The organism is Sulfuriferula sp. (assembly GCF_054605375.1).
The window spans coordinates 1-25,547 of sequence record NZ_JBTSEG010000007.1; the positions used below are offsets into that span (position 1 = coordinate 1).

Sequence of the window (25,547 nt, forward strand, 5' to 3'; positions counted from 1 at the left end):
CCTGATCTGGCTGGTATTGCCGTTTACCACGCTGGTTGCTGTTTCACGCCTGATCCTGGGCCTGCACTACCCTACCGACGTACTGGCTGGCATCGCGTTGGGCGGTATCGTGGCCATGACTTCGCTGGTGCTGTAAAAGCAATCGCCGGGCAACGGCTGGCCGCGCCGGATTTGCCCGATGGTGAAATAGGCCAGCCTATCCCTGGCAATCGCCGGGCAGCCGCCGTTGGCATCGGCCAGCGGGCTGAACCCTTCGCTCAACTGATTGATTTCACCTAACCTGCGCGTGGTCTGTGCCACGAAATAATCAAAGCGCCGGGACAAACGCCTATCCAGCCGGGCGGAACTTCGATACAACAATTGCGGCAGGCGACTGCCGCGCAATACGCTATCAGCACGCGCCAGCAGTTTCAAAGCACGCTGTGCTGTGGTGATATCCAGCGCAAAATGCCGGGCGATATGCTGGCTGATTTCATACTGGCTGTCGCGCAACAGGCTGGACGGCGTCGCCAGCAAATGCGGTTGTATATGCGCATCCATTGCCCACTCGGAAGCCGCATGCGTGAGCACCGGCAGATTCAGCCATAGATGTTCGTGGGCGGGCACAAAATGGTGGTGAGCAATCACATCGACCAGCAAGTGGCTCTGGAAACCCAGCGCCAGCGCACGCTGCATGTCGGTATCCGCTTCGTGCATCATGCGTAGCGCGCCATCCCAGTCATGCGTATTGTTAAAAGCCTGCGTACCCACATGCTTGCCAACCAGCGCAAGATCAGGCAAACACGCTCCGGCCATCACCAGCTTGGGATAACGCAATGCAGCGCGGCGTAATTTGGAGTCCAGCAGCGGCACGCCCCACATCAGCCACTGCGCAAAAAATACGTGGGTGTAAAGCCCCCATGCCAGTACATCGTGTGACTGGCATAGCAACGGGATACTCCACAACAGCACGCGCAGGGCCTTTTTCATATTCAGCAGACTAAGGCGCGCTTGCGACAGCATGGTTAACACTGGGTGAAGCTTTGATGAAAGCAGGGCAGGCGGGCGCTGTTATAATTCGCGCATTATTTCACTGCCACGGACCATCCAATGTCTGCTCTGATTTGCGGCTCGCTCGCGTTTGATTCCATTATGGTGTTTCAGGATCACTTCAAGAACCATATCCTGCCGGAGAAAATCCATATCCTGAACGTGTCGTTCCTGGTACCGGAAATGCGCCGCGAATACGGTGGCTGCGCAGGCAACATTGCCTACAATCTCAAGCTGCTCGGCGGCGACCCGCTGATCATGGCGACCTGCGGCGACGATTTCGCGCCTTACGCAACCCGTCTGGATGACCTGGACATCGCCCGGACTCACATCCGTTCGGTGCCCGGCAGCTTTACCGCACAGGCTTTCATCACCACCGACCTGTCGGATAACCAGATCACCGCGTTCCATCCCGGCGCAATGAATCAATCGCACCTGAACCAGGTAACGGATGCCACTGGCGTGACGCTGGGCATCATTTCGCCGGATGGTCGCGATGGCATGCTGCAGCACGCGGAACAATTTCATACCGCGAACATTCCGTTCATTTTCGACCCGGGTCAGGGCATGCCGATGTTCAATGGCGAAGAACTGGTGCATTTTGTCGAACTGGCCGATTACGTCACTCTCAACGACTACGAAGCCGAGCTCCTGCAAACGCGCACCGGAAAGTCCCTGGACGAGCTTGCCCAGCAGGTGCGTGCCCTCATCGTGACGCGCGGTGAACTCGGCTCCAGCATCCATGCCGAAGGCAGCGTGATCGAGATTCCGTGCGCCAGGCCAGCCGCCGTCGTGGATCCTACCGGCTGCGGCGATGCCTATCGCGCCGGACTGTTATACGGTATTGAAAAGGGGATGGATTGGGCCACTACCGGGCGGCTTGCCAGCCTGATGGGCGCGTTGAAGATTGCCCGGCAAGGTGCACAGAATCACCAGCACAGCCGTGATGAAATTGGCGCGCTATTTCACTCGCAGTTTGGTTATGCGATGGACTAGAACTAAGCTTGTATTGTGTTGTCTTCGCAGTAGCTGGTTTATTTTCTATGGGAGCCTTCATCATGAACATATTCAAATTCGCGGCATTGGCTCTGCTTGCCGCACTGATACTGGGTGGCTGTGCCAGCGGGCTGGGCAGCAATGACTACAGCCGCAACCAGGCGCGCAGCGTGCAGCAAGTACAAACAGGTGTCGTAGTCGATGTACGCAATGTCAATATTGAAGGCACCAAAACTCCGATCGGGGCGGGCGCCGGGGCGGTAGTGGGTGGCCTCGCCGGTAGCCAGCTCGGGCGCGGTAACGGCAGCATCGCAGGCGCGGTTCTCGGTGCCGTAGCCGGCGGATTCGCAGGCTCGGCAGTCGAGGAAGGCGTGACCCGGCAAAAAGGCCTGGAAATCACGGTCAGACTCGATTCCGGCCGCACCATTGCCGTTACCCAGGGAGCGGATGAGTATTTTCGTCCCGGCGACCGCGTGCGTGTGTTGAGCGAAGGCAGTACCACCCGCGTCACACGCTGATTTCAGCACGCATCCGGTGACCGTGGAACAGGCGTCAGACTTGTTTCCGGGTCACCGAATTTTCATTTTCCTGTCATTTCCGCGTCACTTACACGCCTTATCGTGCATTCCATAACCATCAAAATGGAGTGCACAGCATGCTTGACCCACAAATCCATACCCAAGCCCGCAGCAAACCGCGCCTGGGTGTATCGCTTGCGCGCGATATCGGCGAGGTGCGCGAAGCTCAGCGCCTGCGTTACAAGATTTTTGCCGAGGAAATGGGCGCACGGCTGACATCGCGCGAAGCCGGTCTGGACGAAGATATCTTCGACGATTTTTGCGACCATTTGCTGGTACGCGACAACAGCAGCGGCGAGGTCATCGGTACTTATCGTATCCTCGCGCCGCATCGCGCAAAGCAAATTGGCGGTTACTATTCCGAGCAGGAATTCGACTTGACGCGTCTGGCGCACTTGCGCCCGGGCATGGTGGAAATCGGCCGCTCCTGCGTACACCCGGACTACCGGGGCGGGGCAGTCATCACGCTGCTGTGGTCGGGTCTGGCGGATTATTTGCGCACACGTAACTACAGCTATCTGATTGGCTGCGCCAGTGTCAGCATGGATGATGGTGGCCATACGGCAGCCAGCCTGTACCACACGCTTGCGCAAACCCGCCTGGCACCGGTGGAATGGCATGTATTTCCGCGCCACCCGCTGGCGCTGGACCAGCTCGATTGCGGCCGCCAAGTGGCTACGCCTCCACTCATCAAGGGCTATTTGCGCGTGGGTGCTTATGTATGCGGTGAACCGGCCTGGGATGCCGACTTTAATACCGCCGATCTGATGCTGCTGCTATCCATCAGGCAGATGAATCAACTCTATGCGCGCCACTTCATGAGCAAATAAGGCTGCAATCGAGCGACGCTCCGGGCACAATTGGGTTTTCGCTTGATGGAAACAGCCAATGCTGCGTGTATTGCGCCTGGGTGGCGCCGTTTTAGTGGTCTTGGCGGGATTGTTGATACTGGCCGGGATATTCCCGTGGGCAAGCCGCACGCTGCGCCAGTCTTTGACGATGCGCTGGACGCGGGCCTTGCTTGCCGCCTTGGGTATCCGCGTGTGCGTTTCCGGCGACTTGCCGCAGATGGTTGGCGGCGTCATGTTCGCCGCCAACCATTTATCCTGGCTGGATCCATTCCTGGTACTTGCACAGTGCCCGGCACATTTTGTAGCCAAATCCGAAGTACGTGGATGGCCGGTACTGGGCTGGCTGGCGGCACAATCCGGCACACTGTTTATCGAGCGTGAACGCCGCCGGGATGCGGGACGAATTAGCGCCCTTTTTACCGAACTGCTGCATGCCGGGGATAACGTTGCCCTGTTTCCAGAATCCACTACGGGCGACGGCAGCGCCCTCAACCCATTCAAACCGGCGCTGTTGCAGGCCGCCTGTGCCAGCAATTCACATCTGTGTCCGGTGGCGATTCGCTACGTTGATCAGGCCGGCCATCCGCATAGGGCGCCAGTCTGGGTGGGCGACATGACTTTTGCGGAATCGATTCTGCGCATCACAGCCGCACGCGGCATCACCGCCGAACTGACTTTTTGTCCCTGCATCACGGGGGCACACCAGACCCGCCGCGAACTGGCGCTACAGGCACAAACGGCTATTGCCAGCGTGTTATCCCTGCCTGTCCGGCGCACTCCACCTGAAACACCTGCCTGTCCTCCAGACGCAGCGCCGTGAGACGACCACCCCACAGGCAGCCGGTATCCAGCGCCATGCAATCGGTTTCCACACGCAAACCCAATGCCGACCAATGGCCAAATACAATCGGACTGCCGGCACTGGCTCGCCCCGGCACCTGAAACCATGGCATGCACCCCGCTGGCGGCTGCGCCGGACTACCCTTGGTCTTGAATTCCATCACGCCTTCCGGTGTACAAAAACGCAGCCGGGTCATGGCATTGGTGATAAGACGCAAACGCTCGATTCCGTGCAGATTTTCATCCCAGTGGTCCGGATGATTGCCGTACATATGCGCCAGAAATCCGCGATAATTGGGCGCACGCAACCTGTCCTGCACTTCGATGGCCAACTGCAATGCCTGGGCCGTGGTCCACTGCGGCAATAATCCCGCATGTACCATGAAATAGCCTTCGGCCATGTGCGCCATGGGCCGGTGACGCAACCAGGCAAGCAACTCTTCACGATCGGGTGCGGTGAGAATACCACCCAGCGTGTCATTGCGATGCGGCTTTACAAACCCCTCGGCAACCGCCAGTAAATGCAGATCGTGGTTGCCCAGCACTGCCGTCACACGCTCTCCCATGGCGCAGGCCCAACGCAATACCGCAAGCGAATCAGCACCGCGGTTGACCAGATCGCCCACCAGCCAGATTTGATCCTGTGCCGGATCGAATTGAACCTTGTCCAGTAATAGCTGCAAAGCCTGAAAACAACCCTGCAAGTCGCCGATAGCGTAGATGCTCATGTTAGAATTGCCGGCCTGTTCTGTTGTGGTTTCTCATGCTGTCCCATCTCAATCCCCCCCAGCGCGAAGCGGTCAAATATCTGGATGGCCCGCTGCTGGTGCTGGCCGGTGCCGGCTCGGGCAAGACCCGGGTCATCACCCAGAAAATCGTCTACCTCATCGAAGAATGTGGCTACGCGCCGCAGCACATTGCGGCCATCACCTTTACCAACAAAGCCGCACGCGAAATGCAGGAACGCGTTACCAAACTGCTGCAGGGCAAGCCTGCCAAGGGATTGACGGTCTGTACCTTCCACGCGCTCGGCGTGCAAATCATGCGCCAGGAGGCGGGGCGGCTCGGCTACAAACCGCAGTTCTCCATCCTCGACGCTGCCGATGCAATGCAGATTGTAAACGAGATACTGAAAACTACCGACAAACAGGAAATCCGCCGCGCGCAATGGCGCATCTCGGCATGGAAAAATGCACTGGTTTCACCCGCTGCCGCGCTGGACACGGCCGCAACCGATATCGATGCCACCTACGCCAGGGTTTATCTGCGTTACCAGGACACGCTCAAAGCCTACCAGGCAATGGATTTCGACGATCTGATCCGGCTGCCTGCCGAATTATTCGCCAGCGATGCCGAGGCGCTGGAAAAATGGCGCAAAAAACTGCGCTATCTGCTGATGGACGAATACCAGGATACCAATGCCTGTCAGTATCAGATCGTCAAATTGCTCACCGGCGTGTCCGGCGCTTTCACCGCAGTCGGCGACGACGACCAGGCGATCTACGGCTGGCGTGGCGCGGACGTTAAAAATCTGCACCAGTTGCACGAGGATTACCCGCGCCTGAAAGTCATCCAGCTGACCCAGAATTACCGCTCCACGATACGCATCCTGCGCGCTGCCAACAGCGTCATCGCCAACAACACGCGTCTCTATGACAAGCAGTTGTGGAGCGAGCATGGCAATGGCGACCCGCTGCACGTCATGTCCGCCAAGGACGAAGAGGAAGAGGCGCAGAACGTGGTAATGCGGCTGCTGGCGCATAAATTCGAGCACCGCACACGCTATGGCGATTACGCCATCCTGTACCGCGGCAACTACCAGGCACGGCCATTCGAGCAGTTTCTGCGCAATGAAAAAGTGCCGTATGCCATGTCGGGCGGACAATCATTTTTCGAAAAGGCCGAGATCAAGGACATCACCGCCTACATGCGCCTGCTGGCCAACAGCGACGATGACCCCGCCTTCATCCGCGCCGTAACCACGCCCAAACGCGGGGTGGGTGCGGCAACCCTGGAAAAACTCGGTGAGTATGCCGGCCAGCGCCATGCCAGCCTGTTCGAGGCGGCCTTCGAGGCGGGCTTCCAGAGCCAGCTTCCGGCACGCCAGCTGGAACCGTTGATCGAGTTCTGCAATTTCATCAACGCGCTGGAATTCCGCGTGCGCAAGACGCCTGCTGCCGAGATCATGGCCGATCTGCTGAAAGCAATCAATTACGAAGCCTATCTGTTTGACAGCGAGGAAACCCGTAGCGCCCAGAGCAAATGGAACAATGTGCTGGAGTTCGTCGGCTGGCTCGGCAAGAAAGGCGAGGAGGACGGCAAGGACGTCATCGCCCTGACCCAGACCATCGCCCTCATCACGCTGCTCGAGAACCGCGACGATACCGAGGTCGACGCGGTGCGCATGTCCACCATTCATGCGGCCAAAGGGCTGGAATTCGGCCACGTATTTCTGGTCGGCGCCGAAGAAGACATCCTGCCGCACCGCGACGCAGTGGAAAATGGCACGCTGGAAGAAGAACGGCGCCTGATGTATGTCGCCATCACCCGCGCCCAGCGCTCGCTGACCATCAGTTTTTGCAAGAAGCGCAAACGCGCCGGAGAGTTTCAGAGTTGCGAACCTTCACGCTTCATCAGCGAAATTTCGCAGGAAGATGTGCGCAAGACCGGAGATGACGCCGATCCCGTGGAACAGCGTCAGCAGGGTAATGCGCGGCTGGCGCAACTCAAGGCAATGCTGGCTGCGAAGTAGGAGTGGAAGTTGTTGTACCCGTTTTGGGATATATCTGCTCGTTGATACGGTGCGCATCCGCCTGCGCCCTGGCTATTTCTTCCGGTTTCAACTGCCCGACGACGCTTTCGCGCGCCCTGGCTGCGTCTTCCATACCCTGAGCAGCGGCCAAATTGAACCACATATAGGCCTTGACCTTGTCGATCGGTGTGCCGATACCGAAACGGTACATCTGACCCAACCGGTATTGGGCTTGCGGATTACCGCGCCGGGCCGGCATCTCGATCCATTTCAGGGCGGCCTGATAATCCTGCACCACGCCGCGCCCGTCCAGCAAAGCAGAGGCATACTGAAACTGCGCCTCGCTATTGCCATGCCGCGCAGCTTTGGCAAACCACATGGCGGCCTTGGTGACATCCACAATCACACCCTCGCCATTGGCATACATTTTACCCAGCCTGAGCTGCGCGTCCGTATCACCCTTGAGCGCCTGTGCCGACAGCCTGGCAAACTGCTTGTCTGCCGCCGCAAGGGCACCCGTGGCCGATGCGGGAGTGGAATTCATCTGGCCGCGCACCAGCAAAAATGCCATCCCCAGCAGCACAATACCCAGAAAGGCAATTTTGAACGGACTATAAATCCAGAACCGTGCACGACATTCGCGACAGCGAAACGGTGTGAAGATTATTCGCTGCACCAGCGTGTCCCCTGTGCGGATGGAAGATCCACGCAGTCTGGCGCTTCCGCACTCGGGACAACACTTGTACATGAGCGCAGTGTCAGACAAAGCCGGCACAGCGCGAATGTTTAAACATCACACAATGCTCATCTTTATTTTGCCGCTGCGGGTGCAGCAGCAGGTGCTGCTCCAGCTGCCGGGGCGGGCGCAGCGCCTGGTGCGGCACCCGGTGCAGGGGCGGCGCCTTCGGGCGGTGTGAATTTTGCACCGGCATCATCCGCCATATAGGCCACGGCGCGGGCGATTTCAATATCAGACAGATCCGGGTTGCCGCCGCGCGGTGGCATCTGGCGGATACCTTCTTCCGCATGCTTGATCAGCGTTGCATAACCTTGCTTGATACGCGGCGCCCAGTCAGCCTTGTTGCCGAACTTGGGTGCGCCCAGCGCGCCCGGTGTATGGCAAGCCGTACATACTGCATCAAACACTTGCTTGCCTTCCATTTCCACGCGCGGTGCGCTGGCATCGACAATATTCAATTGGCCCACCGGCTGGATACGCGCCAGCGTAGCCTTGCTATTGAACTCAAGTGAATCCTTCTCACCATGGCTGCCCTGGATCTTGGCTATCAGGCCGAGTATGAGCGCTATGGCAATAATGGGCGCAAACATTCCCGCCCAGAGCGCAACAAAAAATTGTTGCGGCGTTGTTTTGGTCATCGTGGCCTGATCATCGCTCATGCTTGCTTCCTTAACTTTTAGCGGAAAAAATAGTTTAGAACGCGGATTATAGCGGCAAAAGTGGCGTTGGCAAAAGCACCTGATATAGACGCTGAGTGCGAAAATCGCTATTCTTGCCTGCTCTCGCGCCCATAGCTCAGATGGATAGAGTATTGGTTTCCGAAGCCAAGGGTCGCAGGTTCGAATCCTGCTGGGCGCACCACACTAGCATCCCATCCAGCGGAGTTTATATGGCAGGACTGGACAAAAACACCCCTCAACCCACTGAAATCAAGCTGCACCAGAAATCGCGGGTGATGGAAATCGCCTTCGGCGATGGCAGACGTTTTCACTTACCGTATGAATTTCTGCGCGTGTATTCACCCTCCGCAGAAGTGCGCGGGCATGGTCATGGGCAGGAAGTATTACAGGTGGGCAAGCAGAATGTCGAAATCACCGGCATCGAACCGGTGGGCAGTTACGCCGTGCAGCCGATTTTCTCGGATGGCCACGACACCGGCATTTTTTCCTGGGATTATCTTTATGAGCTGGGCCAGAATCAGGACACGCTGTGGGAACGCTATCTGGAGAACATGGCAAAAGCAGGTGCCTCGCGCGAGCCTATCCCCAGCTTTGATGATCGTCCCAAGACCAAATAATCATGAATGACTATTTCGCCATAGACTGGGGCGAAACCAGCACCGCTGCCGCAACATTCAAAGTGGTGTTGATCAATCCTTACGAGCTGGGACGCCAATCCTTTAACCTGGCGGCCCCCGCAGCATTGCTGAAAGCGGCCGGTTGCGAAGTCGCCTGTCTCGATCTGACACTGCAAAAACTGGAGCCCGACACCCTGCGCGACGCCGGACTGGTGGCCATCCATCTGGGCATGCATACCGCCACCCGCATCGCCATCGCCGCACTGCCGAAAATCCGCGAACTGGCGCCCGGCGCGCACCTTGCCATGTACGGCCTGTATGCGCCGATGAACGCCGACCTGCTGCGCGGGCTGGGCGTACATACCCTGCTCGGCGGCGAATCCGAGCCGGACCTGGTGGCGCTGGCGGAACGCTTGCGCGATGGCGATATCAGTGCGCAAAACACGCCGATGGTGCAGCTCGCGCAAGTGAAATTTCTGCCGCCGGATCGCAGCGGATTGCCCAAGCTCACTCGCTACGCTCATCTCAACCTGCCCGATGGCGGCAAAAAAATTGTCGGCTTTACCGAAACCACGCGCGGCTGCAAGCACCTGTGCCGGCATTGCCCGGTGGTGCCGGTGTATCAGGGAAAATTCCGCACGGTACAGGTGGACGTGGTGCTGGCCGACATCGAACAGCAGGTGGTGGCGGGCGCGCAGCACATCTCCTTCGGCGACCCGGATTTTTTCAATGGCCCTACCCACGCGCTGCGCGTACTGGAAGCCATGCACCAGCGCTTTCCCAACCTCAGTTTCGACGCCACCATCAAGATCCAGCACCTGCTTGACCACGCCGATCTGCTGCCCAGGCTGCGCGACGATGGCTGCCTGTTCATCACCAGTGCGGTGGAATCGGTGGACGATGCGGTGCTTGAATATCTGGACAAAAATCACACCCGCGCTGGTTTCGAGCGCGCACTCGGCCTGTGCCGCGCGAACGGCATTTTTCTCGCGCCCACCTTTGTGCCGTTCAATCCGTGGACCACGCTGACCGGCTACATCGACCTGCTCGGCGAACTGCTGCGCCTGAAACTGGTGCAAGCGGTGCCGCCGGTGCAACTCGCCATCCGCCTGCTGGTACCGCAGGGCTCCTATCTGCTGCACCTGCCCGGTTTCAGCGATCGGCTCGAAACCTTCGACCCGGAATTGCTGGGCTACCCATGGCAGCATGACGACCCACGCGTGGACGCACTGCAGCAGCAGGTGATGAGCACCGCGATGCGGATGGAAAACGCGCCGCGCAGCGAGGTGTTCCGCGCCATCTGGCAGCTCGCTCATGGCGCCGCAGGGCTGCCCGCTCCAACGCTGGAACACGCCGACTTCGGCGAGACCATTGCCCATCTGTCCGAGCCGTGGTATTGCTGCGCCGAACCCACCGACCAGCAATTGCAATCGTTTTAAACCATGCTGCGCGTCCTGCTGTTGCTCCCCATTACCAGTTACCGCAATCAGGATTTCCTCGATGCCGCGCACAAGCTGGGCGTGGAAGTGGTCAGTGCCGCCGACCATTGCCATCAGCTCGCCCCGCAGCGCGGGCTGAGCCCGATCCTGTCCTTGCATTTCGACCAGCCCGAGGCCGCCGCTACGCAACTGCTGACATCGCTGGGGCGGCGCGTGGATGCGGTACTGGCGGTGGACGATGCGGGCGTGGAGCTGGCCGCCGTGCTGCGCGAAAAACTCGGCCTGCCCGGCAATGCGCCGGAGGCGGTACGCCCCACGCGCGACAAACTCGCTTTCCGAAAGCTGCTGCAGCACAACGGCCTCAACTGTCCGGCGTTTCATCACCTCGCCAGCGCAGCAGAAGCACGCGCACTGGCAGCGCAATTGCACTATCCGGTGGTAGTCAAGGCACGCCGACTGTCCGCCAGCCGCGGCGTGATCCGCGCTGACGATGCCGGGGATTTATTGCAGCAAGTGCGCCGGGTCAGCCGCATCCAGTCGGGCGCCGACCGCGACGCCGGCGCATTGGGCCTGATCGTCGAAAGCTTCATCCCCGGCAGCGAACACGCACTAGAAGGCCTGCTGGAAAACGGCCAATTGCGCGTGCTGGCGCTGTTCGACAAACCCGACCCGCTGGACGGCCCGTATTTCGAAGAAAGTATTTACGTCACGCCGTCGCGTCTGTCCAGTGAGCTACAGACCGCCATCGCCGACAGCGTGCAACGCGTCTGCGCTGCCGCCGGACTCAGCCACGGTGCCATTCACGCCGAAATGCGCGTGAACGACGCCGGCGTGTGGTTGCTCGAAATCGCCGCGCGCTCCATCGGCGGCCTGTGCGGGCGCATGTTACGCTGGCGCTTGGGCATGACGCTGGAAGAGCTCATCCTGTGCCACGCGCTGGGGCTGCCGATTGCCCAACCGGAGCATGGCGACGCCAGTGGCGTGATGATGATTCCGGTGCCCGCGCGCGGCATTTACCAAAATGTGAGTGGGCTGGAAACCGCACGCGAAGTGCTTCACATCGAAGACATCCGCATTACCGCCGTCCCCGGCCAGCGTATCGCACCCGCTCCGGAAGGCGCCAGCTACCTCGGCTTCATTTTCAGCCGCGCTGCCACCCCCGCAGCGGCCGAAGCCGCGCTGCGCAACGCGCATGCCGCACTGGTTTTTGATATCCGGCCCGACGTGGTGCTGACCCAAAGCACAGCCCGATGAGCCTGTGGCAAAGCGTAGCACAAGGCATCCAGGCCGCCACTGGCGCAGCATTCCCCATCCAGCGCACCACTCCGGTCGGCGGCGGTTGCATCAACACCGCCTGGTGCATCGAGAATGGCGCAATGCGTTATTTCGTTAAAACCAACAGCGCGGCCAAACTGCCCATGTTCGAGGCGGAAGCAGCCGGTCTCGCCGCACTCGCCGCCAGCCACACCCTGCGCGTGCCGCATCCCGTCACCAGCGGTGTGGCGGGTAACGAAGCGTTCCTGGTGCTGGAATGGCTGGACCTGGGTGGCCACGGCAGCGCCGCACAACTCGGACAACAACTCGCCGCGCTACACCGGACCAGCGCACCCCACTTTGGCTTCGCCTCCGGCAACATCATCGGCGCCACCTCGCAGCCCAATACCTGGACCGACAACTGGCTAGACTTCTGGCGCGAGCAACGCCTGGGATTTCAGCTCGAACTGGCCGCACGCAACGGCTTCGGCGGAATCCTGCAAATCCAAGGCGAACGCCTGATGGGTAAACTCGACGGCCTGTTCGACGGCTACCAGCCGCAACCCTCGCTGCTGCACGGCGACCTGTGGAGCGGCAACTACGGCTATATGCAAGCGGGTGAGCCGGTCATCTTCGACCCCGCCGTCTACTACGGCGACCGCGAAGCGGATATTGCCATGACCGAACTGTTCGGCGGCTTCCCGGCAGATTTCTACGCCGCCTACCGCGCAGCCTGGCCGCTGGACGCAGGTTATGCAATACGCAAAAACCTTTACAATCTGTACCACGTCCTCAACCACGCCAATCTGTTCGGCGGCAGCTATGCGCGACAGGCGGAGGGGATGCTTGAGAAGTTACTGGCAGAACCAGGGTGAATATTGGCAGGCAACCACCGTGCGAATGACATTCCCCTTCTGCGCCGCGAAGGGGCAGCGTAGTGGGGTGGCCTTCTTTTGGATTACCTTTTCTTGGCCAAACAAGAAAAGGTGACTAGCTGCCGGGCTACCCCCGGCAAACTATGTTCAAGCAATACACGTCGAATAGGCACGCCATTATTTTTTGGAATATCACAACACTCGCCACCTTTAGCTCATTGGCATGTGTTAATGCAAGACCTCGTATCCTGACCCTGGCATTCCTTCCGCTAGGCCTAACTCGGAAAATTAACCTGCGTAAGGCGGGAAGTAGGGTGCCAATAAGCGAAGCGCATTGCACCGGATGTTTTATGTTTTCATTCGGCGCAATAACGATTGCGCCCTACCGGACTGACAAGACAAAAGTCATGGTCTGAATACCATTGACCCTTGTCATTGACCGCTACCTCAAACAGGAGTCTCCCTCATAACAAAGGTTTGCTTGCACCGTGGGTAATTTAGACACCCCCAGAAATTTCCTTTTGACCCATTCCGCCCAACCATCTTGGTACCACAAGATGGACAAGTTGGTGTTAGGTAGTCGCCATCCGTAGCCACGGAGAGCAATTTTCGTTGGGCTTCGCTCGGAAGCGTACCAATCATGCGGAAGAATTTTTCCCCATCAATAAGAAAGATAGGATTTTCTTTAGCAAACTCTATGGCTTCTTTTGTATAGGTGCTGGTTGTCATAAAGATGCCACGGCCTATTTTTTGATGAGCCATAACACCAAACAACTCCCGAACGGGCTTAACCCCGACTGGCCGGAAATTCCATGCCTTGCACTGAATGATTGATTCAGGCTCCGGAGTATCACCTCTAAAAAGTTTGGCATCCACTCCCCCGTCAGCACCGCATCTAATCGTTTCTGCACGAAGCCCTACCTCACGATAAAAAGCTGCGCATAATTCTTCAAAACGCTTCCATTCCAGTTGCTTCAACAGGGAAAGAGACCATTCTTCTGGTTTTGATTCTGGCTGCTTGAAAGGGGAGCGGTCAGAGGATACCTCCCAAACTTTTGCAACGCGATCATCGAATTTGTTCACATCAACAAACGCCACCCTTGGTTTAACATGATGCATGGGAGGTACATTTTGAGGAGAAGAAAAATTCTTTCTATGGCGAAAATAATTGATGCCTGCAATAAGGCCAAAGACGCCTGCTACGAAATAGCCGAAAGGTTTTAACGCAATCATGAAGGAACCGAGGACTTGATTTCCTCCTACCATGGAAGGAGAAATCCAGCGTGTTCCCACTAATATTATGAATGCTAAAATCGTGGAAATTTGCCAAGGAGCGGCGATTAGCAGATCGAGTCTGGATTCTTTTCTTCTTCTAGCCATTCGCACACTCCTTCAAGCCATCACGTACACGTGCGGAATCGAGTTTTTCATTCGGCGCTAATGATTGCGCCCTACCGGGCTGTACTTGCGGGCATTGGTTTAATGCGGCGGCGCTCCCTCTCCCGTGTCACCCCTGACGTGCTACAGCTAATGTAGGGTGTCAATAAGCAAAGCGCATTGCACCGGATGTTTTGCGAGTTGGGCGACAAGTCACCCATTCCTGCGAACCCCATTTCAATTTCATTCGGCGCAATAACGATTGCGCCCTACCGGGCTGGCGTCTCTCCGTTTTGATTGCGTAACGGGGCGCCCAGAAGCGAATAACTTCAGGGAGCTTCGAGGCAATTCATTCAAACGTACTTGCTCGCTGAGACTTAGCATGGCTAGAATTAAGTTGACGAAGGATATTTGCACCGAGCGTGTAGGCATAAATGGCCGCGGGGCGGAAGTCAAAATGAACGCCAAGGTACTCCGTGTCTTCGTCGGATATAGTGCGACTGGTTACCAGCAACGGCTGACTAATATGGGGATTGCGTCGAACAAACTCGACGCAATTGTCCAGCTCGCCACGCGAGACATAAGGCCTGTCGCTCCATTTAACCTCGACAGCCCATTGGGGCTTCTGACTGGAGCCCTGCATATGAACAATATCGATCTCACCAGAGTTCCAGCGAGCGTAATAGAGTTCGATCTGTTTGTTATGCTGCCATTGGCTAAATATAGCGGTTTCGGTGAGCGACCCCATAGCGTCTGAGTCGGGATCTAGTTGGCCGAAAAGCGCTGCCCGCATTGACGGATTCGTTAGATACACTTTGAAACACATAGCTCGCTTAAAGCGCTTGGCGTTCTGATCTATCCGCTCCACGCGTCTAATTAGAAATGCGGCTTCAAGATATTCAAGGTATCTTTTAATCGTATTTTTAGCTGCACCTGACGATTGTGATAGCTTTTCTAGGCTGACCTCATTCCCGGTGTTGTACGCAAGCGTAGTAAAAAGTCGGTTTAGTTCTTGGATATCGCTAATTCCATAGAGACTAGGAAGATCCCTCAACAAAACCTTATCAATAATGTCACTTTTAATATACTGGCTAGGATTTTCTCGAATGGATTTGGAAAATACGGCTTCAGGGTACCCACCAAAATTCAAGTAATTTATAAACTCCACGTTCAGCTCGGATATGTCTCTGGCCACGTAGTCATAGGCCCCAAATTTTTCATCAAGGGTAGTTACTTCAATTAGTTCATCATCACGCTCGATAAATCTCAAATATTCGGCGAACGTAAGTGGTGGCAAGATATAGTCGCTAAACCGACCAGCGCCAGACTCATTGCTCTTAAGGCGCAACGCAGCAGCAGCAGACCCTGTTGCTACAAACTTGTACTCGGAATATGAGTCAACTAAGGACTTTAAGTGAACTTCCCAATTTCTAAGATACTGAATTTCGTCGAAAAACACGAATAATTCAGATTCTCGCTTATGTGAAAACAGTTCCTGAAAGTATCCAAGGATTTGCTCTAATGACAGCCCCGTATAGATCGGCGTTTCAAGGGAAAGATAGAGAACTTTCGTTGGATCAACGCCATGATCAATCAAGCCTCTTATGGCGTGATAAACCATAACGGTCTTTCCGACTCGTCTAGGCCCCATTAAGACTATTGCGCGGCGGACGCTTTTGTCAGAGATGGACTTGAAGAAGGAGTCAAAGTACGTTCGCCTTGGCTTGTCTTCGTACTGGATTTTTTCCGTAGATACAGATAGCCACCAAGGATTATCGAATTTTAGACGAGCAACAATATCTGCTTTCGCTATTTCAAGCATGGAACCCTCACAAGATTAGATCGTTGATCTTAGTTTAAGGTAACTTCGAAATAAGATCAATAACCTAATGCTGCTTCTGAAGTGGGGGTCTGGGTAATTGCATCATTGAAGTAACACGGGGGACTCAATTTAAGCTTTTTTTTTGGTTTCCCAACAAATTGTGAAACAAAGCACGGCAAAGCACGGGGTCAGGTCTACAAAGCACGCACAAAGCACGGGGTCAGGTCTAGATAAGTACCAGCCCTCTTAACAATTTTTTCCCCTGTCGTGAAGTGCATCGCATACGGAATTCAGCCACTTCGTATCATTGCCTGAATATGCTCTATATCAAAACCAAACCCGCACCACCGTCTGCGCCTCTCCCTCGCCGCGCGCGCGGATCTCCCCGATCCGGTAAACCGTCTCCCCTGCAGCAGCCAGGTTCTGCATCGCAGCCTCGGCGTGTTCAGCGGCCACCACCACCACCATGCCGATACCGCAGTTGAAGGTACGATGCATCTCGCTGTCCGCCACGCCGCCGTGTTTCTGCATCCAGTGGAATAGCGGCGGCATGTCCCACGACTGGACGTCGATATCCGCCATCAGGTGTTCGGGCAGGGTGCGCGGCACGTTGCCGGTGAGGCCGCCGCCGGTGATGTGCGCCATGCCTTTGACCGGCATGGCCTGCATCAGGGCCAGCAGCGGTTTGACGTAGATGCGGGTGGGGGTCATCAGCACGTCACCCAGCGGACGGCCATGGAAGTCGGCGTCCACGTCGGCGCCGCTGATTTCGAGGATTTTGCGGATCAGCGAGTAGCCGTTGGAGTGGGCGCCGCTGGAGGCCAGCCCGAGCACCGCGTCGCCGGGGCAGATGGTGCTGCCGTCGATCACCGCTTCGCGTTCCACCACGCCCACGGCGAAGCCCGCCAGGTCGTATTCGCCGGCCGGGTACATGCCCGGCATTTCCGCGGTCTCGCCGCCGATCAGCGCGCAACCGGCCTGCTCGCAACCCTGGGCGATACCCTTGATGACCTGTTCCGCCACGTCCACATCGAGCTTGCCGCAGGCGAAGTAGTCGAGGAAGAACAGCGGCTCGGCGCCCTGCACCAGGATGTCGTTGACGCTCATGCCGACCAGGTCGATGCCGACGGTGTCGTGCCGGTTCAGCATGAAGGCGAGTTTGAGCTTGGTGCCGACGCCGTCGGTGCCGGACACCAGCACCGGGTTTTTGTATTTGGCGGGCAGGCCCATCAGCGCGCCGAAGCCGCCGATGCCGCCCAGCACTTCCGGGCGCATGGTGCGCTTTGCCCAGGGTTTGATGCGGTCTACCAGGGCATCGCCGGCGTCGATATCCACGCCTGCGTCACGATAGGAAAGGGAGGGTTTGTTGGGAGAAGTCACGGCGGGCTCGCGTTTCGATTGGAAAATTCGTGCTATTTTACCGCAAATGAATGCTACCCAACCGAACCGCGATTTTGCCTGGATACTCGCCGCCGTGCTTGTCACGGGCGGGCTGCTGTATCTGCTTTCCCCCATTCTTACGCCATTTCTGCTGGCGGCGATTCTGGCCTATATCTGCCACCCGCTGGCAGATCGGCTGGAGCGGCTGAAACTGCCGCGCGGGGCGGCATCAGGTATCGTGATCATCGTGCTGGGGCTGGTATTTTTCCTGCTGGCGCTGATCCTGGTGCCGATGATACAAACCGAGACCGGTCATTTCCTTGCCAGCCTGCCGAAATATGTGGACTGGCTGCAAAATAGCGCCGCGCCATGGTTGCAGACGCATCTGGGCGTGACCTTACCTGACGCCGCCGGGCTCAAAGTGTTGCTTGCCAATCACCTGCAAGGCGCAGGCAACGCCGCGGGCAGTGCGGCTGGATGGCTGAAAACCGGCACGCTGGGCATCGTCAGCCTGGTCGCCAACCTGGTATTGATACCCGTGGTGTTCTTTTATCTGCTGCGCGACTGGGATGTGATGATTGACTGGGCAGATGGGCTGGTGCCACGGCGCTGGCACGCCAAAGTCCGCCAGCTGGCCACGGAAATCGATGCGGTATTGTCGGAGTTCTTGCGCGGCCAGCTCTCGGTCATGCTCATCATGGCGGTGTTCTACACCACAGGGTTGTGGATCGCCGGGCTGGATTACGCCCTGCCGATCGGCATTCTGGCGGGGCTGCTGGTGTTCGTGCCATACATGGGTGCGATCTCGGGCATGGCGCTGGCTACCCTGGCCGGACTGGTGCAGTTTTCCAGCCTGTCCGGCATGGTCCCGGTATGGGTGGTATTCGGCATCGGCCAGCTGGTGGAAGGCTATGTGGTGGTGCCGCGCCTGGTCGGCGAACGCATCGGCCTGCATCCGGTGATGGTGATTTTTGCGCTGCTGGCGTTCGGCGAAGTGTTCGGTTTTTTCGGCGTGCTGCTGGCATTGCCCATCTCCGCCATGCTGCTGGTGGCACTGCGCCACATCCGGGCGGCTTATCAGCACAGCAGCCTGTATCAGGACTGAACGGTATAATGCGGGTTTTGCCACGACTGCTACCGCCATGACCACGCCGCTGCTCGAATCCGCTATTCCCTCCCTGCAATTGCTATCGCGCGGCAAGGTGCGCGATGTTTACGCGGTAGACGACCAGCGCCTGCTGATTGTCGCCAGCGACCGCCTGTCCGCCTTCGATGTGGTGCTGCCCACACCGATCCCGGGCAAGGGCGCGGTGCTGACGGAAATCTCGCATTTCTGGTTCGGCAAGCTGGGGCACATCATCCCCAACCACCTGACTGGCGACATGCCGGAATCGGTGGTGGCGGAAAACGAGCGCGATCAGGTGGCAGGCCGCGCCATGGTGGTGAAGCGCCTGCAACCGTTGCCGGTGGAAGCCATTGTGCGCGGTTATCTGGCCGGTTCGGGCTGGAAGGAATATCAGCGCCATGGCAGCGTATGCGGCATCGCGCTGCCCGCCGGCCTGCAACAGGCAGGCAAACTGCCGCAGCCGATTTTCACTCCCTCCACCAAGGCGGCGATGGGCGCACACGACGAGAACATCGATTTCGCCCGCGCCGAACAACTGCTGGGTGCCGGCATCGCCGCCCAGGTGCGTGACGCCAGCATTGCCCTGTATACCCAGGCGGCGCAGTATGCGCTTACCCGCGGCATCATCATTGCCGACACCAAGTTCGAGTTTGGTCTGGATACCGCGGGCAAGCTGTACCTGATCGACGAAGTGCTGACCCCGGATTCTTCCCGGTTCTGGCCGGCCGACCAGTATCAGCCCGGCAGCAATCCGCCCAGCTACGACAAGCAGTTCGTGCGCGACTGGCTGGAGGCTTCGGGCTGGAACAAGCAGGCGCCTGCACCAGCATTGCCGGCTGAAGTGGCGGCGAAAACCGCCGAGAAATACCGCGAAGCAGTGGCCCGCCTGACTACTTGAACTGCTGGTTCAGGTAGGTCGCCACGATATCCACCAGCTGTGTATCCATATCGGTGAAAAAATGGTCCGCACGCGCCACCTGCATCTGCTCCGAGCCCGGTTTGCCCTGCAGTGTCGCTTTGCGTGCCGCCGCGTTGTTCAGCACGTCGGGCAGATCGTTCTGGCCATACAAGTCCAGCACCGGCATGTTCACCTTGCGGTAATCCGCGCTGATCGGCATGCCGATGGCCACCCATGCCTTGATCGCTGGATCGGGCTTGGCGGACAGGTATTCATAGCTCATGCGCGAGCCCATGCTGTGCGAAACAAAACCGATTTTGCCATAGCCCTTGGCCTTGAGAAAATCCACCGCCAGCTTCAGGCGCTGCACCGCATCAGGAAATGTCGCCGTATAAGCCGCGGCCTTGGCAGCGTTATCCAGCACCGGCATCTGCACTGATAGCGTGGTATAACCATGATCCGGCAACTGGCTGCGCAAGACGCCGATCAAACCCCAGTCCGGATGAATACCGAGCCCATGCACGATCACCAGCGCCGCCTTGGCATCTTTGACAGGGGTGTAGAGCGTCAGGAACTTGTGCCCATTAGGCTGTTCCAGATAGACCGGATTGCCCACCACGATCCCGGGAAGGATTTCGTCAGCCCATTTTTTCTCGCGTGCATAATCGGCCGCAAATACACTGCCTGCCAATGTCAACAAAACCAGCATCCATAGTATGCGCATACCGTTCCCCTTCGTTCGTTATGTCAAACCCAGTGCAAGGTAGTGTAGGAGGTACGGCGTCACGCAGTAAGCCTAGATCTGCGCTTTCAGGCGCATGGCTTCTTCGTTGAACGCGCCATCTATCTTGTGCACGACGTCCTCTACCATACGAAAACCCTCCACCGGCGCGTCGTCTTTCATGTAGAACAGCCGGATCGGCCCCAGTGTCTTGATTGCCTGAGCGCGCTCAATGGCGTCCGCAGGGGTGGCCAGGCCACTGTTCAGGTACATGTCGGCAATCACTTTGCCGGCCACCGGGTTTTTGTGTGAACCGTTACGTGCCGCCTCCAGGGTGGCTACAGCGTCGCCATCCATGATGTCATATTTGGAATGCCCACCAACGTAAGTCAATAGTTCTATGAATGTCATATTCAGCTCCTTAATGTTGCATGATAAGTCCATCACGCAGGCTTGCGCCGCAAATTTTTTCCACGCGTTCGATGTAATACATCAAATCCAGCGGCATGGTCACGCCATCCAGTAATTGTAGCGGAAACAGATCGCACGCCAACAGCAGGTCGCAGGCACTGAACTTGCCACCCGCATAGAAACGCTGCTGGCCCAGATGGCGGGCCAGTTCAACCAGCCTGGACTGCGCGGCAAACTGGCTGAAGCCATCGTAGCGGTCGTTGGACAGCGCTTCCACGCTCATGTTATAGCGGTGCTCGATTTGCGCTTTATAGGCCGCCTGTATCGCGGGATCACTGCCGATATCGGCGAAGGCGGGCGCCACCGGCGCATACAGCCTGTCCAGCAAATGCCCGGCGGATTGCCGCCAATCCAGCAGCGCCTGCCAGGCGGCCGTTTCAATCAGGCCATCAAAAACCGGCTTGCCGCCAACCCAGCCATCCAGCTGGCGCAGTATTGCCAGCGAATCCGTATGCAGACTACCGTCCGCCAGACATAACACCAGATCAGCGTGGGCGATGCCCAGCTCAAAAAACGTCGCATCGTCGTCGTGACCGAGCGCCGCCAGCTCGTGATCGGCACCTTTGTACGCCAGCGCCAGCCTCACCCGCTGCGCGGGCATGGATGACCAGAAATGGAGCAGGCGCAAGCGTTCGCCGGGGCATGCTGCCATCACTATAATTTGCTCACGATGCAGTCGTATTCACGCGGGTCCACCGGCGTAATCGACAGCCGATTGCCTTTTTGCAAAATACGCATACTGGCGAGCGCCGCTACCGTGCGAATTTCCTTCAACGGCATCAGCCGGGTTTTCTTCACCAGCTGCACATCCACATTGAACCAGCGTGGGGTTTCCCGCGTCGCCTTGGGGTCAAAATATTTATTCTTCGGGTCGAACTGCGTTTCATCCGGATAAGCCAATCGGCTGACTTCCGCCAGTCCGGCGATGCCTGGTTCGGCACAACTGGAATGATAGAACAGCACCTTGTCTCCCACCCGCATCTGGTCGCGCATGAAATTGCGTGCCTGATAATTACGAATCCCATACCAGGCCACCGTCTGCGCGGGCAGTCCGGCAAGGTCATCAATACTCACATCGGATGGTTCGGATTTCATTAACCAGTAACGCATGGCTTCCTCGGCATATAATCGGTTCTTCGGATTTTTCCGATTTTACTGGAAATACACATGAGCCTGCTCGAAGAAAAACTCATCCGCTGGTATCAGGAACCCGCCGTCCAGGCACACAACTGGGAACCGCGCCTGTTCTGGAAAGAAATCGACGCGCGTCATCCGTTCGGCACGCTGAAAGTGGAGCCGCGCGAGCTGGAGGTGCTGTTTGCCACGCTGATCGGCGAACCTTCCGAGTGCATGGCGGAACTCAATGCCGAATCGCAGGTGCGCGGCGATTACATGCTGCGCGGCGATTTCCTGGCTGCCAATGCGCGCCGCCACGAGTTGCCGCTGCTGACTCGCGTGTACGCCTGATACAGTCTATATTGATAGTCCTTCCTCGTTTCAAGGAGACTGCCATGACTAGCCTGGAGATGAAGCTCAAAGACTGGTTCCTGCACCCGGCAATCCAGTACCACGACTGGGATCCGGCACTGTTCTGGAAACCGCACGACGAACATGATCCGTTTGGCGAGTTGCGCGTCGATCCGCAGGAGCTCGAAGTTTATTTCGCTGCGCTGATCGGTGCCGAATCGGAGTGCTACGATGCAGTCAATCAAAATCATCAGGCAGCATTTTCACCCTTGCCGCGCGCGGTGTTCCTCACGGTAAGCGCCCACCGCAACGATGTCCCGCTTTTCAGCCCGGCCCATACTTTGCATTAGGAAACTGCATTTGAAACAACTCGACAACACCATGCTGACCTCGCTTGCGCAACAGGCACAACATTCACCACGCAAGCGCGCCAACCACAATCTGCATGAGGATTTAAGCGATCCGATCCAGCGATTGGCCATTGCCATGGAGCCGGATACCTGCATCCGCCCGCACCGCCATCTGCAGACCTGGGAGCTGCTCACCGCGCTGCGCGGACGTTTCATTGTGCTGCATTTCGACGATAGCGGCACGGTGATCGCACGTGCCGTGCTGGGTGAAGAAACACAGGTGCTGGAACATGACACAGGCATCTGGCACGGCGTATTGTCACTGGATGCCGGGGGGGTGATTTTTGAAGTGAAACATGGGCCGTATCTACCCATTACCGAAAGCGATTACCTGCCCGGCGTTGACCTTGATGATGCGCGGCTGAATGCCTGGTATGCCAAGGCGCAGGTGGGCGACAATCTCAGGCGCGCGTAATCAGCGTCCCCACGCCATCCTTGGTCAGGATTTCCAGCAACAGCGCGTGTTCAACCCGCCCGTCAATGATGTGTGCGGATTCCACACCACTATTGACTGCGTCTACCGCATAACCCACTTTGGGTATCATGCCGCCGGAAATGGTGCCATCGGCGATTAGCTCATCAATGCGCTTGGGGGTGAGACCGGTAAGGAGCTTGCCCGATTGATCCAGCACGCCGACTGTGTTGGTCAGGAAGATGGCTTTCTCGGCCTTTAGCACCCCGGCCAGCTTGCCTGCAGCCACGTCTGCATTGATGTTATACGCGTTGCCCTGGGCATCCGTGCCCAGCGGGGCAACCACCGGAATGAAATCGCCCGAGTCAAGCAGCTGGATAATCTGCGGGTCAATGCTGGTAATTTCACCCACCTGGCCGATATCCAGCATTTTGCCCTGCTCTTCCTTGCTTTCCACCAGCATTTTCTTGGCATGAATGAAATTGCCGTCCTTGCCGGTGAGCCCGACCGCCTTGCCGCCGTGTTTATTGATCAGGGTGACAATATCCTGATTGACCAGCCCCCCCAGCACCATTTCCACCACATCCAGGGTTTCCTCGTCGGTCACCCGCATGCCCTGGATGAATTCGCTTTGTTTACCGATGCGCTTCAGCAATTCACCAATCTGTGGTCCGGCTCCATGCACGACTACCGGATTCATCCCAACCAGCTTGAGCAGGACCACGTCCTGGGCGAAACTTTCCATCAACCTGGGGTCGGTCATCGCATTGCCACCGTATTTAATCACGATGGTTTTATCGAAAAAGCGCTGGATGTAGGGCAGCGCCTCGGAAAGAATGTTGGCCTTATCGCCCGGGGTGAATTTGCTGGTCGGCATGTTGGCTGGATTCGGAATGGTTGAGACTGGCTGAATTCTAACCGGATGGGGCAAAACAAAAAAGCGGCGCTGCATTTGGTACGGCGGACGAATTTATTCAAATTCGAACCAGCGTCTCAAATGTACTGCATCCGGTCAGCGCGCGTCTGGTCAGCCTGCTGGCCACGGGTGAACGCAGCAGCCGCACTGCGCCCCTCCAGCTGGCCCGGGGAAACAGCACCCTGAGCCTGAACACATGCTGGGATTCGGGCTGGATATCCTGCAGAATCTGCACACCGAACAAGCGATACTCGGTACCCGCCGAGTTCATTTCAAGCCGTTTTAATTCCTATGGGTAACTTCACTGCCCTATAAAAAGGCAGAGTGCTTTCTGCCCTCAGCCAAGTTCCCGTACAATCACGGCTTTAGCCACGCCTGTTTAACATACGTCTCAGCTCATGGACGACTCACCGGAAAATACCAAAGCGCACGATAGTACCGAAGACAACCTGGATCAGGTCGTCTCGCTGCTACGCAAGCACCATCTGGTAGAAAACCTGGTGCACAAGCAGGATATGCCGCGCCAGGATCTGGTTGAGAGTCTGGTGCACAAGCAGCATCTGGCCGAACTGCATGCGCTGCTGGACGACATGCACCCGGCCGACGTGGCACGGGTGCTGGAAGCGCTGCCACGCGACGATCGCCTGCTGGTGTGGGAACTTGTCCGGGTCGAGCACGACGGCGAAATTCTGCTGGAAGTCTCCGATGCGGTGCGCGAGTCGCTCATCAAGAGCATGGACAGCGACGAGTTGCTTGCGGCCGCCGAAACGCTGGATACGGACGAGATCGCCGACCTCGCACCCGACCTGCCGCAGGATGTGATCCAGGAATTGATGGAATCCCTCGACGCGCAAAAACGCGCGCGTCTGCAATCCACGTTGTCCTACCCGGAAGACAGGGTAGGCGCGCTGATGGACTATGACATGGTCACCATCCGCGCCGATGTGACACTGGAAGTCGCGCTGCGCTACCTGCGCCGGCTGAAGGAATTGCCGGATCATACGGACAAATTGTTCGTGGTGGATCGCGATGGCGCGGTGCGCGGCGTCATGCCGCTGCAGCGCCTGCTGCTACAAAGCCCGGACGCCAATGTGGCCGATGTCATGGCCGATGAAGTGGTGACCTTTCATCCCGAGGACGAGGCAACCGATGCTGCCCAGGCATTCGAGCGCTACGATCTGGTATCCGCGCCCGTGGTGGATGCACGCAACCGGCTGGTAGGACGTCTCACCATTGATGCAGTGGTGGACTACATCCGCCAGGAATCCGACAGTGACCTGTTGTCCATTGCCGGCTTGCGCGAAGAGGAAGACATCTTTTCCAGCGTATGGAAATCCGTACAAAACCGCTGGGCCTGGCTCGCCATCAATCTGGTGACCGCATTCATCGCCTCGCGCGTGATTGGCATGTTCGATAACACCATTGAAAAGCTGGTGGCGCTGGCTGCACTGATGCCCATTATCGCCGGCATTGGCGGCAACTCCGGCAACCAGACCATTACCATGATCGTGCGTGCCTTCGCGCTCGGTCAAATCCACCCCGACAGCGCAAAAAAACTGTTTACAAAAGAGCTCGGCGTGGCTGGGTTAAACGGCCTGATATGGGGCAGTGTGGTCGGCCTGTTTGCCTACATGCTCTACGGCAAACCGGCGCTCGGGCTGGTGATGATGGGTGCGATGACACTCAACCTGTTGCTCGCAGCAATCATGGGCGTCGCCATTCCAATGGTGATGCACAAGTTGGGGCGCGATCCGGCCATCGGTTCCAGCGTATTGATTACCGCCGTCACCGACAGCGGGGGATTTTTCATCTTTTTGGGTTTGGCCACCTTGTTTATGTCGTATTTAACATAAGCGGGTGACTCAACGCGCACAATAACTACCGCACCATATTTGCA

27 protein-coding genes, 1 tRNA gene and 1 pseudogene are annotated in these 25,547 nt (G+C 57.6%); 17 read left to right on the forward strand and 12 right to left on the reverse strand.

The window, feature by feature from the left end; translation table 11 throughout:
- Nucleotides 1-16: 16 nt before the first annotated feature.
- Nucleotides 17-67, forward strand: a pseudogene (locus ACYCZJ_RS05830) (hypothetical protein); the annotation flags it as partial.
- Here ACYCZJ_RS05830 and ACYCZJ_RS05835 read toward each other — a convergent pair.
- On the reverse strand, nt 67-1,002 hold the full coding sequence (locus ACYCZJ_RS05835) for a zinc dependent phospholipase C family protein (RefSeq protein ID WP_461553283.1): 936 nt from the start codon (nt 1,000-1,002) through the stop codon (nt 67-69). The pseudogene ACYCZJ_RS05830 and the gene ACYCZJ_RS05835 sit on opposite strands and share 1 nt — an antisense overlap.
- Before the next feature lie 87 nt (nt 1,003-1,089).
- Between ACYCZJ_RS05835 and ACYCZJ_RS05840 the strand changes: the two genes are divergently transcribed.
- From ACYCZJ_RS05840 to ACYCZJ_RS05855, 4 genes are all read left to right on the forward strand, one after another.
- The gene (locus tag ACYCZJ_RS05840) at nt 1,090-2,025 is read left to right on the forward strand and encodes a carbohydrate kinase family protein (protein ID WP_461553284.1); all 936 of its coding nucleotides are present in this window, start codon (nt 1,090-1,092) and stop codon (nt 2,023-2,025) included.
- 62 nt (nt 2,026-2,087) lie between these two features.
- Nucleotides 2,088-2,543 (forward strand): outer membrane lipoprotein, encoded by a 456-nt coding sequence (locus ACYCZJ_RS05845; RefSeq protein WP_461553285.1) that lies wholly within the window; start codon nt 2,088-2,090, stop codon nt 2,541-2,543.
- Nucleotides 2,544-2,680: 137 nt separating this feature from the next.
- Nucleotides 2,681-3,433 (forward strand): GNAT family N-acetyltransferase, encoded by a 753-nt coding sequence (locus tag ACYCZJ_RS05850; protein WP_461553286.1) that lies wholly within the window; start codon nt 2,681-2,683, stop codon nt 3,431-3,433.
- A gap of 58 nt (nt 3,434-3,491) precedes the next feature.
- On the forward strand, nt 3,492-4,274 hold the full coding sequence (locus ACYCZJ_RS05855) for a lysophospholipid acyltransferase family protein (RefSeq protein WP_461553287.1): 783 nt from the start codon (nt 3,492-3,494) through the stop codon (nt 4,272-4,274).
- On the opposite strand, the gene ACYCZJ_RS05860 is transcribed toward ACYCZJ_RS05855, so the two are convergent.
- Nucleotides 4,195-5,022 (reverse strand): symmetrical bis(5'-nucleosyl)-tetraphosphatase, encoded by an 828-nt coding sequence (locus tag ACYCZJ_RS05860; protein WP_461553288.1) that lies wholly within the window; start codon nt 5,020-5,022, stop codon nt 4,195-4,197. The two genes, ACYCZJ_RS05855 and ACYCZJ_RS05860, sit on opposite strands and share 80 nt — an antisense overlap.
- A gap of 35 nt (nt 5,023-5,057) precedes the next feature.
- On the opposite strand from ACYCZJ_RS05860, the gene ACYCZJ_RS05865 reads away from it, so the two are divergent.
- Nucleotides 5,058-7,046 (forward strand): UvrD-helicase domain-containing protein, encoded by a 1,989-nt coding sequence (locus tag ACYCZJ_RS05865; protein ID WP_461553289.1) that lies wholly within the window; start codon nt 5,058-5,060, stop codon nt 7,044-7,046.
- Here the strand turns inward: ACYCZJ_RS05865 and ACYCZJ_RS05870 are convergent.
- Nucleotides 7,021-7,722, reverse strand: coding sequence for a tetratricopeptide repeat protein (locus ACYCZJ_RS05870; RefSeq protein WP_461553290.1), 702 nt, complete (start codon nt 7,720-7,722; stop codon nt 7,021-7,023). The genes ACYCZJ_RS05865 and ACYCZJ_RS05870 overlap by 26 nt on opposite strands.
- A 134-nt stretch (nt 7,723-7,856) precedes the next feature.
- Nucleotides 7,857-8,444: a c-type cytochrome gene (locus ACYCZJ_RS05875; protein WP_461553291.1), complete on the reverse strand. Its 588-nt coding sequence runs from the start codon at nt 8,442-8,444 to the stop codon at nt 7,857-7,859.
- A gap of 125 nt (nt 8,445-8,569) precedes the next feature.
- Here ACYCZJ_RS05875 and ACYCZJ_RS05880 point away from each other — a divergent pair.
- From ACYCZJ_RS05880 to ACYCZJ_RS05900, 5 genes are all read left to right on the forward strand, one after another.
- Nucleotides 8,570-8,646, forward strand: a tRNA-Arg gene (locus ACYCZJ_RS05880).
- A gap of 28 nt (nt 8,647-8,674) precedes the next feature.
- Nucleotides 8,675-9,082 (forward strand): gamma-butyrobetaine hydroxylase family protein, encoded by a 408-nt coding sequence (locus ACYCZJ_RS05885; RefSeq protein ID WP_461553292.1) that lies wholly within the window; start codon nt 8,675-8,677, stop codon nt 9,080-9,082.
- A 2-nt stretch (nt 9,083-9,084) separates the two neighbouring features.
- On the forward strand, nt 9,085-10,521 hold the full coding sequence (locus ACYCZJ_RS05890; RefSeq protein ID WP_461553293.1) for a CUAEP/CCAEP-tail radical SAM (seleno)protein: 1,437 nt from the start codon (nt 9,085-9,087) through the stop codon (nt 10,519-10,521).
- 3 nt (nt 10,522-10,524) lie between these two features.
- Nucleotides 10,525-11,775, forward strand: a complete 1,251-nt coding sequence (locus ACYCZJ_RS05895; RefSeq protein ID WP_461553294.1) for an ATP-grasp domain-containing protein — start codon at nt 10,525-10,527, stop codon at nt 11,773-11,775.
- Nucleotides 11,772-12,650 (forward strand): fructosamine kinase family protein, encoded by an 879-nt coding sequence (locus ACYCZJ_RS05900; RefSeq protein WP_461553295.1) that lies wholly within the window; start codon nt 11,772-11,774, stop codon nt 12,648-12,650. The genes ACYCZJ_RS05895 and ACYCZJ_RS05900 overlap by 4 nt, the downstream gene beginning before the upstream one ends.
- 447 nt (nt 12,651-13,097) lie before the next feature.
- Here ACYCZJ_RS05900 and ACYCZJ_RS05905 read toward each other — a convergent pair whose 3' ends face one another.
- The 3 genes from ACYCZJ_RS05905 to purM form a co-directional block, all read right to left on the reverse strand.
- Nucleotides 13,098-14,030 (reverse strand): restriction endonuclease, encoded by a 933-nt coding sequence (locus ACYCZJ_RS05905; RefSeq protein ID WP_461553296.1) that lies wholly within the window; start codon nt 14,028-14,030, stop codon nt 13,098-13,100.
- Nucleotides 14,031-14,376: 346 nt separating this feature from the next.
- Nucleotides 14,377-15,849, reverse strand: coding sequence for an ATP-binding protein (locus ACYCZJ_RS05910; protein WP_461553297.1), 1,473 nt, complete (start codon nt 15,847-15,849; stop codon nt 14,377-14,379).
- Nucleotides 15,850-16,176: 327 nt separating this feature from the next.
- Nucleotides 16,177-17,256: a phosphoribosylformylglycinamidine cyclo-ligase gene (gene purM, locus ACYCZJ_RS05915; RefSeq protein ID WP_461553396.1), complete on the reverse strand. Its 1,080-nt coding sequence runs from the start codon at nt 17,254-17,256 to the stop codon at nt 16,177-16,179.
- 19 nt (nt 17,257-17,275) lie between these two features.
- Between purM and ACYCZJ_RS05920 the strand changes: the two genes are divergently transcribed.
- Together ACYCZJ_RS05920 and ACYCZJ_RS05925 are read left to right on the forward strand one after the other, a co-directional pair.
- Nucleotides 17,276-18,334: an AI-2E family transporter gene (locus ACYCZJ_RS05920; RefSeq protein ID WP_461553298.1), complete on the forward strand. Its 1,059-nt coding sequence runs from the start codon at nt 17,276-17,278 to the stop codon at nt 18,332-18,334.
- Nucleotides 18,335-18,371: 37 nt separating this feature from the next.
- Entirely contained in the window at nt 18,372-19,253 is an 882-nt protein-coding gene (locus tag ACYCZJ_RS05925; RefSeq protein ID WP_461553299.1) for a phosphoribosylaminoimidazolesuccinocarboxamide synthase, read from the forward strand.
- On the opposite strand, the gene ACYCZJ_RS05930 is transcribed toward ACYCZJ_RS05925, so the two are convergent.
- The 4 genes from ACYCZJ_RS05930 to ACYCZJ_RS05945 form a co-directional block, all read right to left on the reverse strand.
- Nucleotides 19,246-19,977, reverse strand: coding sequence for a DUF3530 family protein (locus ACYCZJ_RS05930; RefSeq protein WP_461553300.1), 732 nt, complete (start codon nt 19,975-19,977; stop codon nt 19,246-19,248). The genes ACYCZJ_RS05925 and ACYCZJ_RS05930 overlap by 8 nt on opposite strands.
- Nucleotides 19,978-20,049: 72 nt before the next feature.
- Nucleotides 20,050-20,385 (reverse strand): hypothetical protein, encoded by a 336-nt coding sequence (locus tag ACYCZJ_RS05935; RefSeq protein ID WP_461553301.1) that lies wholly within the window; start codon nt 20,383-20,385, stop codon nt 20,050-20,052.
- Between the two features lie 10 nt (nt 20,386-20,395).
- Nucleotides 20,396-21,097 (reverse strand): glutathione S-transferase family protein, encoded by a 702-nt coding sequence (locus ACYCZJ_RS05940; RefSeq protein ID WP_461553302.1) that lies wholly within the window; start codon nt 21,095-21,097, stop codon nt 20,396-20,398.
- 2 nt (nt 21,098-21,099) lie between these two features.
- Nucleotides 21,100-21,555 carry an EVE domain-containing protein gene (locus ACYCZJ_RS05945; protein ID WP_461553303.1) on the reverse strand — a complete coding sequence of 152 codons (456 nt, stop codon included), beginning with the start codon at nt 21,553-21,555 and terminating at the stop codon, nt 21,100-21,102.
- Nucleotides 21,556-21,612: 57 nt separating this feature from the next.
- On the opposite strand from ACYCZJ_RS05945, the gene ACYCZJ_RS05950 reads away from it, so the two are divergent.
- Genes ACYCZJ_RS05950 through ACYCZJ_RS05960 form a run of 3 tightly spaced genes read left to right on the forward strand, consistent with a single transcriptional unit; the run spans nt 21,613 to nt 22,737 of the window.
- On the forward strand, nt 21,613-21,912 hold the full coding sequence (locus ACYCZJ_RS05950; protein WP_461553304.1) for a hypothetical protein: 300 nt from the start codon (nt 21,613-21,615) through the stop codon (nt 21,910-21,912).
- Between the two features lie 44 nt (nt 21,913-21,956).
- Nucleotides 21,957-22,262, forward strand: a complete 306-nt coding sequence (locus ACYCZJ_RS05955) for a hypothetical protein (protein ID WP_461553305.1) — start codon at nt 21,957-21,959, stop codon at nt 22,260-22,262.
- Between the two features lie 10 nt (nt 22,263-22,272).
- Nucleotides 22,273-22,737, forward strand: coding sequence for a WbuC family cupin fold metalloprotein (locus ACYCZJ_RS05960; RefSeq protein WP_461553306.1), 465 nt, complete (start codon nt 22,273-22,275; stop codon nt 22,735-22,737).
- Here ACYCZJ_RS05960 and argB read toward each other — a convergent pair.
- Entirely contained in the window at nt 22,724-23,611 is an 888-nt protein-coding gene (argB, locus tag ACYCZJ_RS05965) for an acetylglutamate kinase (RefSeq protein WP_461553307.1), read from the reverse strand. The genes ACYCZJ_RS05960 and argB overlap by 14 nt on opposite strands.
- 437 nt (nt 23,612-24,048) lie before the next feature.
- Here argB and mgtE point away from each other — a divergent pair, with 437 nt between their 5' ends.
- Nucleotides 24,049-25,503, forward strand: a complete 1,455-nt coding sequence (gene mgtE / locus ACYCZJ_RS05970) for a magnesium transporter (RefSeq protein WP_461553308.1) — start codon at nt 24,049-24,051, stop codon at nt 25,501-25,503.
- The last annotated feature ends 44 nt before the right edge of the window (nt 25,504-25,547 follow it).

Bases quoted from the DNA above. Each gene is read 5' to 3' on its own strand.
- ACYCZJ_RS05910 (WP_461553297.1), bottom strand. From the start codon at position 15,849: ATGCTTGAAATAGCGAAAGCAGATATTGTTGCTCGTCTAAAATTCGAT.
- ACYCZJ_RS05930 (WP_461553300.1), bottom strand. From the start codon at position 19,977: ATGCGCATACTATGGATGCTGGTTTTGTTGACATTGGCAGGCAGTGTA.
- mgtE (WP_461553308.1), top strand. From the start codon at position 24,049: ATGGACGACTCACCGGAAAATACCAAAGCGCACGATAGTACCGAAGAC.
- ACYCZJ_RS05900 (WP_461553295.1), top strand. From the start codon at position 11,772: ATGAGCCTGTGGCAAAGCGTAGCACAAGGCATCCAGGCCGCCACTGGC.
- ACYCZJ_RS05875 (WP_461553291.1), bottom strand. From the start codon at position 8,444: ATGAGCGATGATCAGGCCACGATGACCAAAACAACGCCGCAACAATTT.
- ACYCZJ_RS05935 (WP_461553301.1), bottom strand. From the start codon at position 20,385: ATGACATTCATAGAACTATTGACTTACGTTGGTGGGCATTCCAAATAT.
- ACYCZJ_RS05850 (WP_461553286.1), top strand. From the start codon at position 2,681: ATGCTTGACCCACAAATCCATACCCAAGCCCGCAGCAAACCGCGCCTG.
- ACYCZJ_RS05865 (WP_461553289.1), top strand. From the start codon at position 5,058: ATGCTGTCCCATCTCAATCCCCCCCAGCGCGAAGCGGTCAAATATCTG.
- ACYCZJ_RS05905 (WP_461553296.1), bottom strand. From the start codon at position 14,030: ATGGCTAGAAGAAGAAAAGAATCCAGACTCGATCTGCTAATCGCCGCT.
- ACYCZJ_RS05855 (WP_461553287.1), top strand. From the start codon at position 3,492: ATGCTGCGTGTATTGCGCCTGGGTGGCGCCGTTTTAGTGGTCTTGGCG.
- argB (WP_461553307.1), bottom strand. From the start codon at position 23,611: ATGCCGACCAGCAAATTCACCCCGGGCGATAAGGCCAACATTCTTTCC.
- ACYCZJ_RS05890 (WP_461553293.1), top strand. From the start codon at position 9,085: ATGAATGACTATTTCGCCATAGACTGGGGCGAAACCAGCACCGCTGCC.
- ACYCZJ_RS05840 (WP_461553284.1), top strand. From the start codon at position 1,090: ATGTCTGCTCTGATTTGCGGCTCGCTCGCGTTTGATTCCATTATGGTG.
- ACYCZJ_RS05950 (WP_461553304.1), top strand. From the start codon at position 21,613: ATGAGCCTGCTCGAAGAAAAACTCATCCGCTGGTATCAGGAACCCGCC.
- ACYCZJ_RS05955 (WP_461553305.1), top strand. From the start codon at position 21,957: ATGACTAGCCTGGAGATGAAGCTCAAAGACTGGTTCCTGCACCCGGCA.
- ACYCZJ_RS05885 (WP_461553292.1), top strand. From the start codon at position 8,675: ATGGCAGGACTGGACAAAAACACCCCTCAACCCACTGAAATCAAGCTG.
- ACYCZJ_RS05845 (WP_461553285.1), top strand. From the start codon at position 2,088: ATGAACATATTCAAATTCGCGGCATTGGCTCTGCTTGCCGCACTGATA.
- ACYCZJ_RS05940 (WP_461553302.1), bottom strand. From the start codon at position 21,097: ATGGCAGCATGCCCCGGCGAACGCTTGCGCCTGCTCCATTTCTGGTCA.
- ACYCZJ_RS05895 (WP_461553294.1), top strand. From the start codon at position 10,525: ATGCTGCGCGTCCTGCTGTTGCTCCCCATTACCAGTTACCGCAATCAG.
- ACYCZJ_RS05860 (WP_461553288.1), bottom strand. From the start codon at position 5,022: ATGAGCATCTACGCTATCGGCGACTTGCAGGGTTGTTTTCAGGCTTTG.
- ACYCZJ_RS05945 (WP_461553303.1), bottom strand. From the start codon at position 21,555: ATGCGTTACTGGTTAATGAAATCCGAACCATCCGATGTGAGTATTGAT.
- ACYCZJ_RS05835 (WP_461553283.1), bottom strand. From the start codon at position 1,002: ATGCTGTCGCAAGCGCGCCTTAGTCTGCTGAATATGAAAAAGGCCCTG.
- ACYCZJ_RS05920 (WP_461553298.1), top strand. From the start codon at position 17,276: ATGAATGCTACCCAACCGAACCGCGATTTTGCCTGGATACTCGCCGCC.
- ACYCZJ_RS05925 (WP_461553299.1), top strand. From the start codon at position 18,372: ATGACCACGCCGCTGCTCGAATCCGCTATTCCCTCCCTGCAATTGCTA.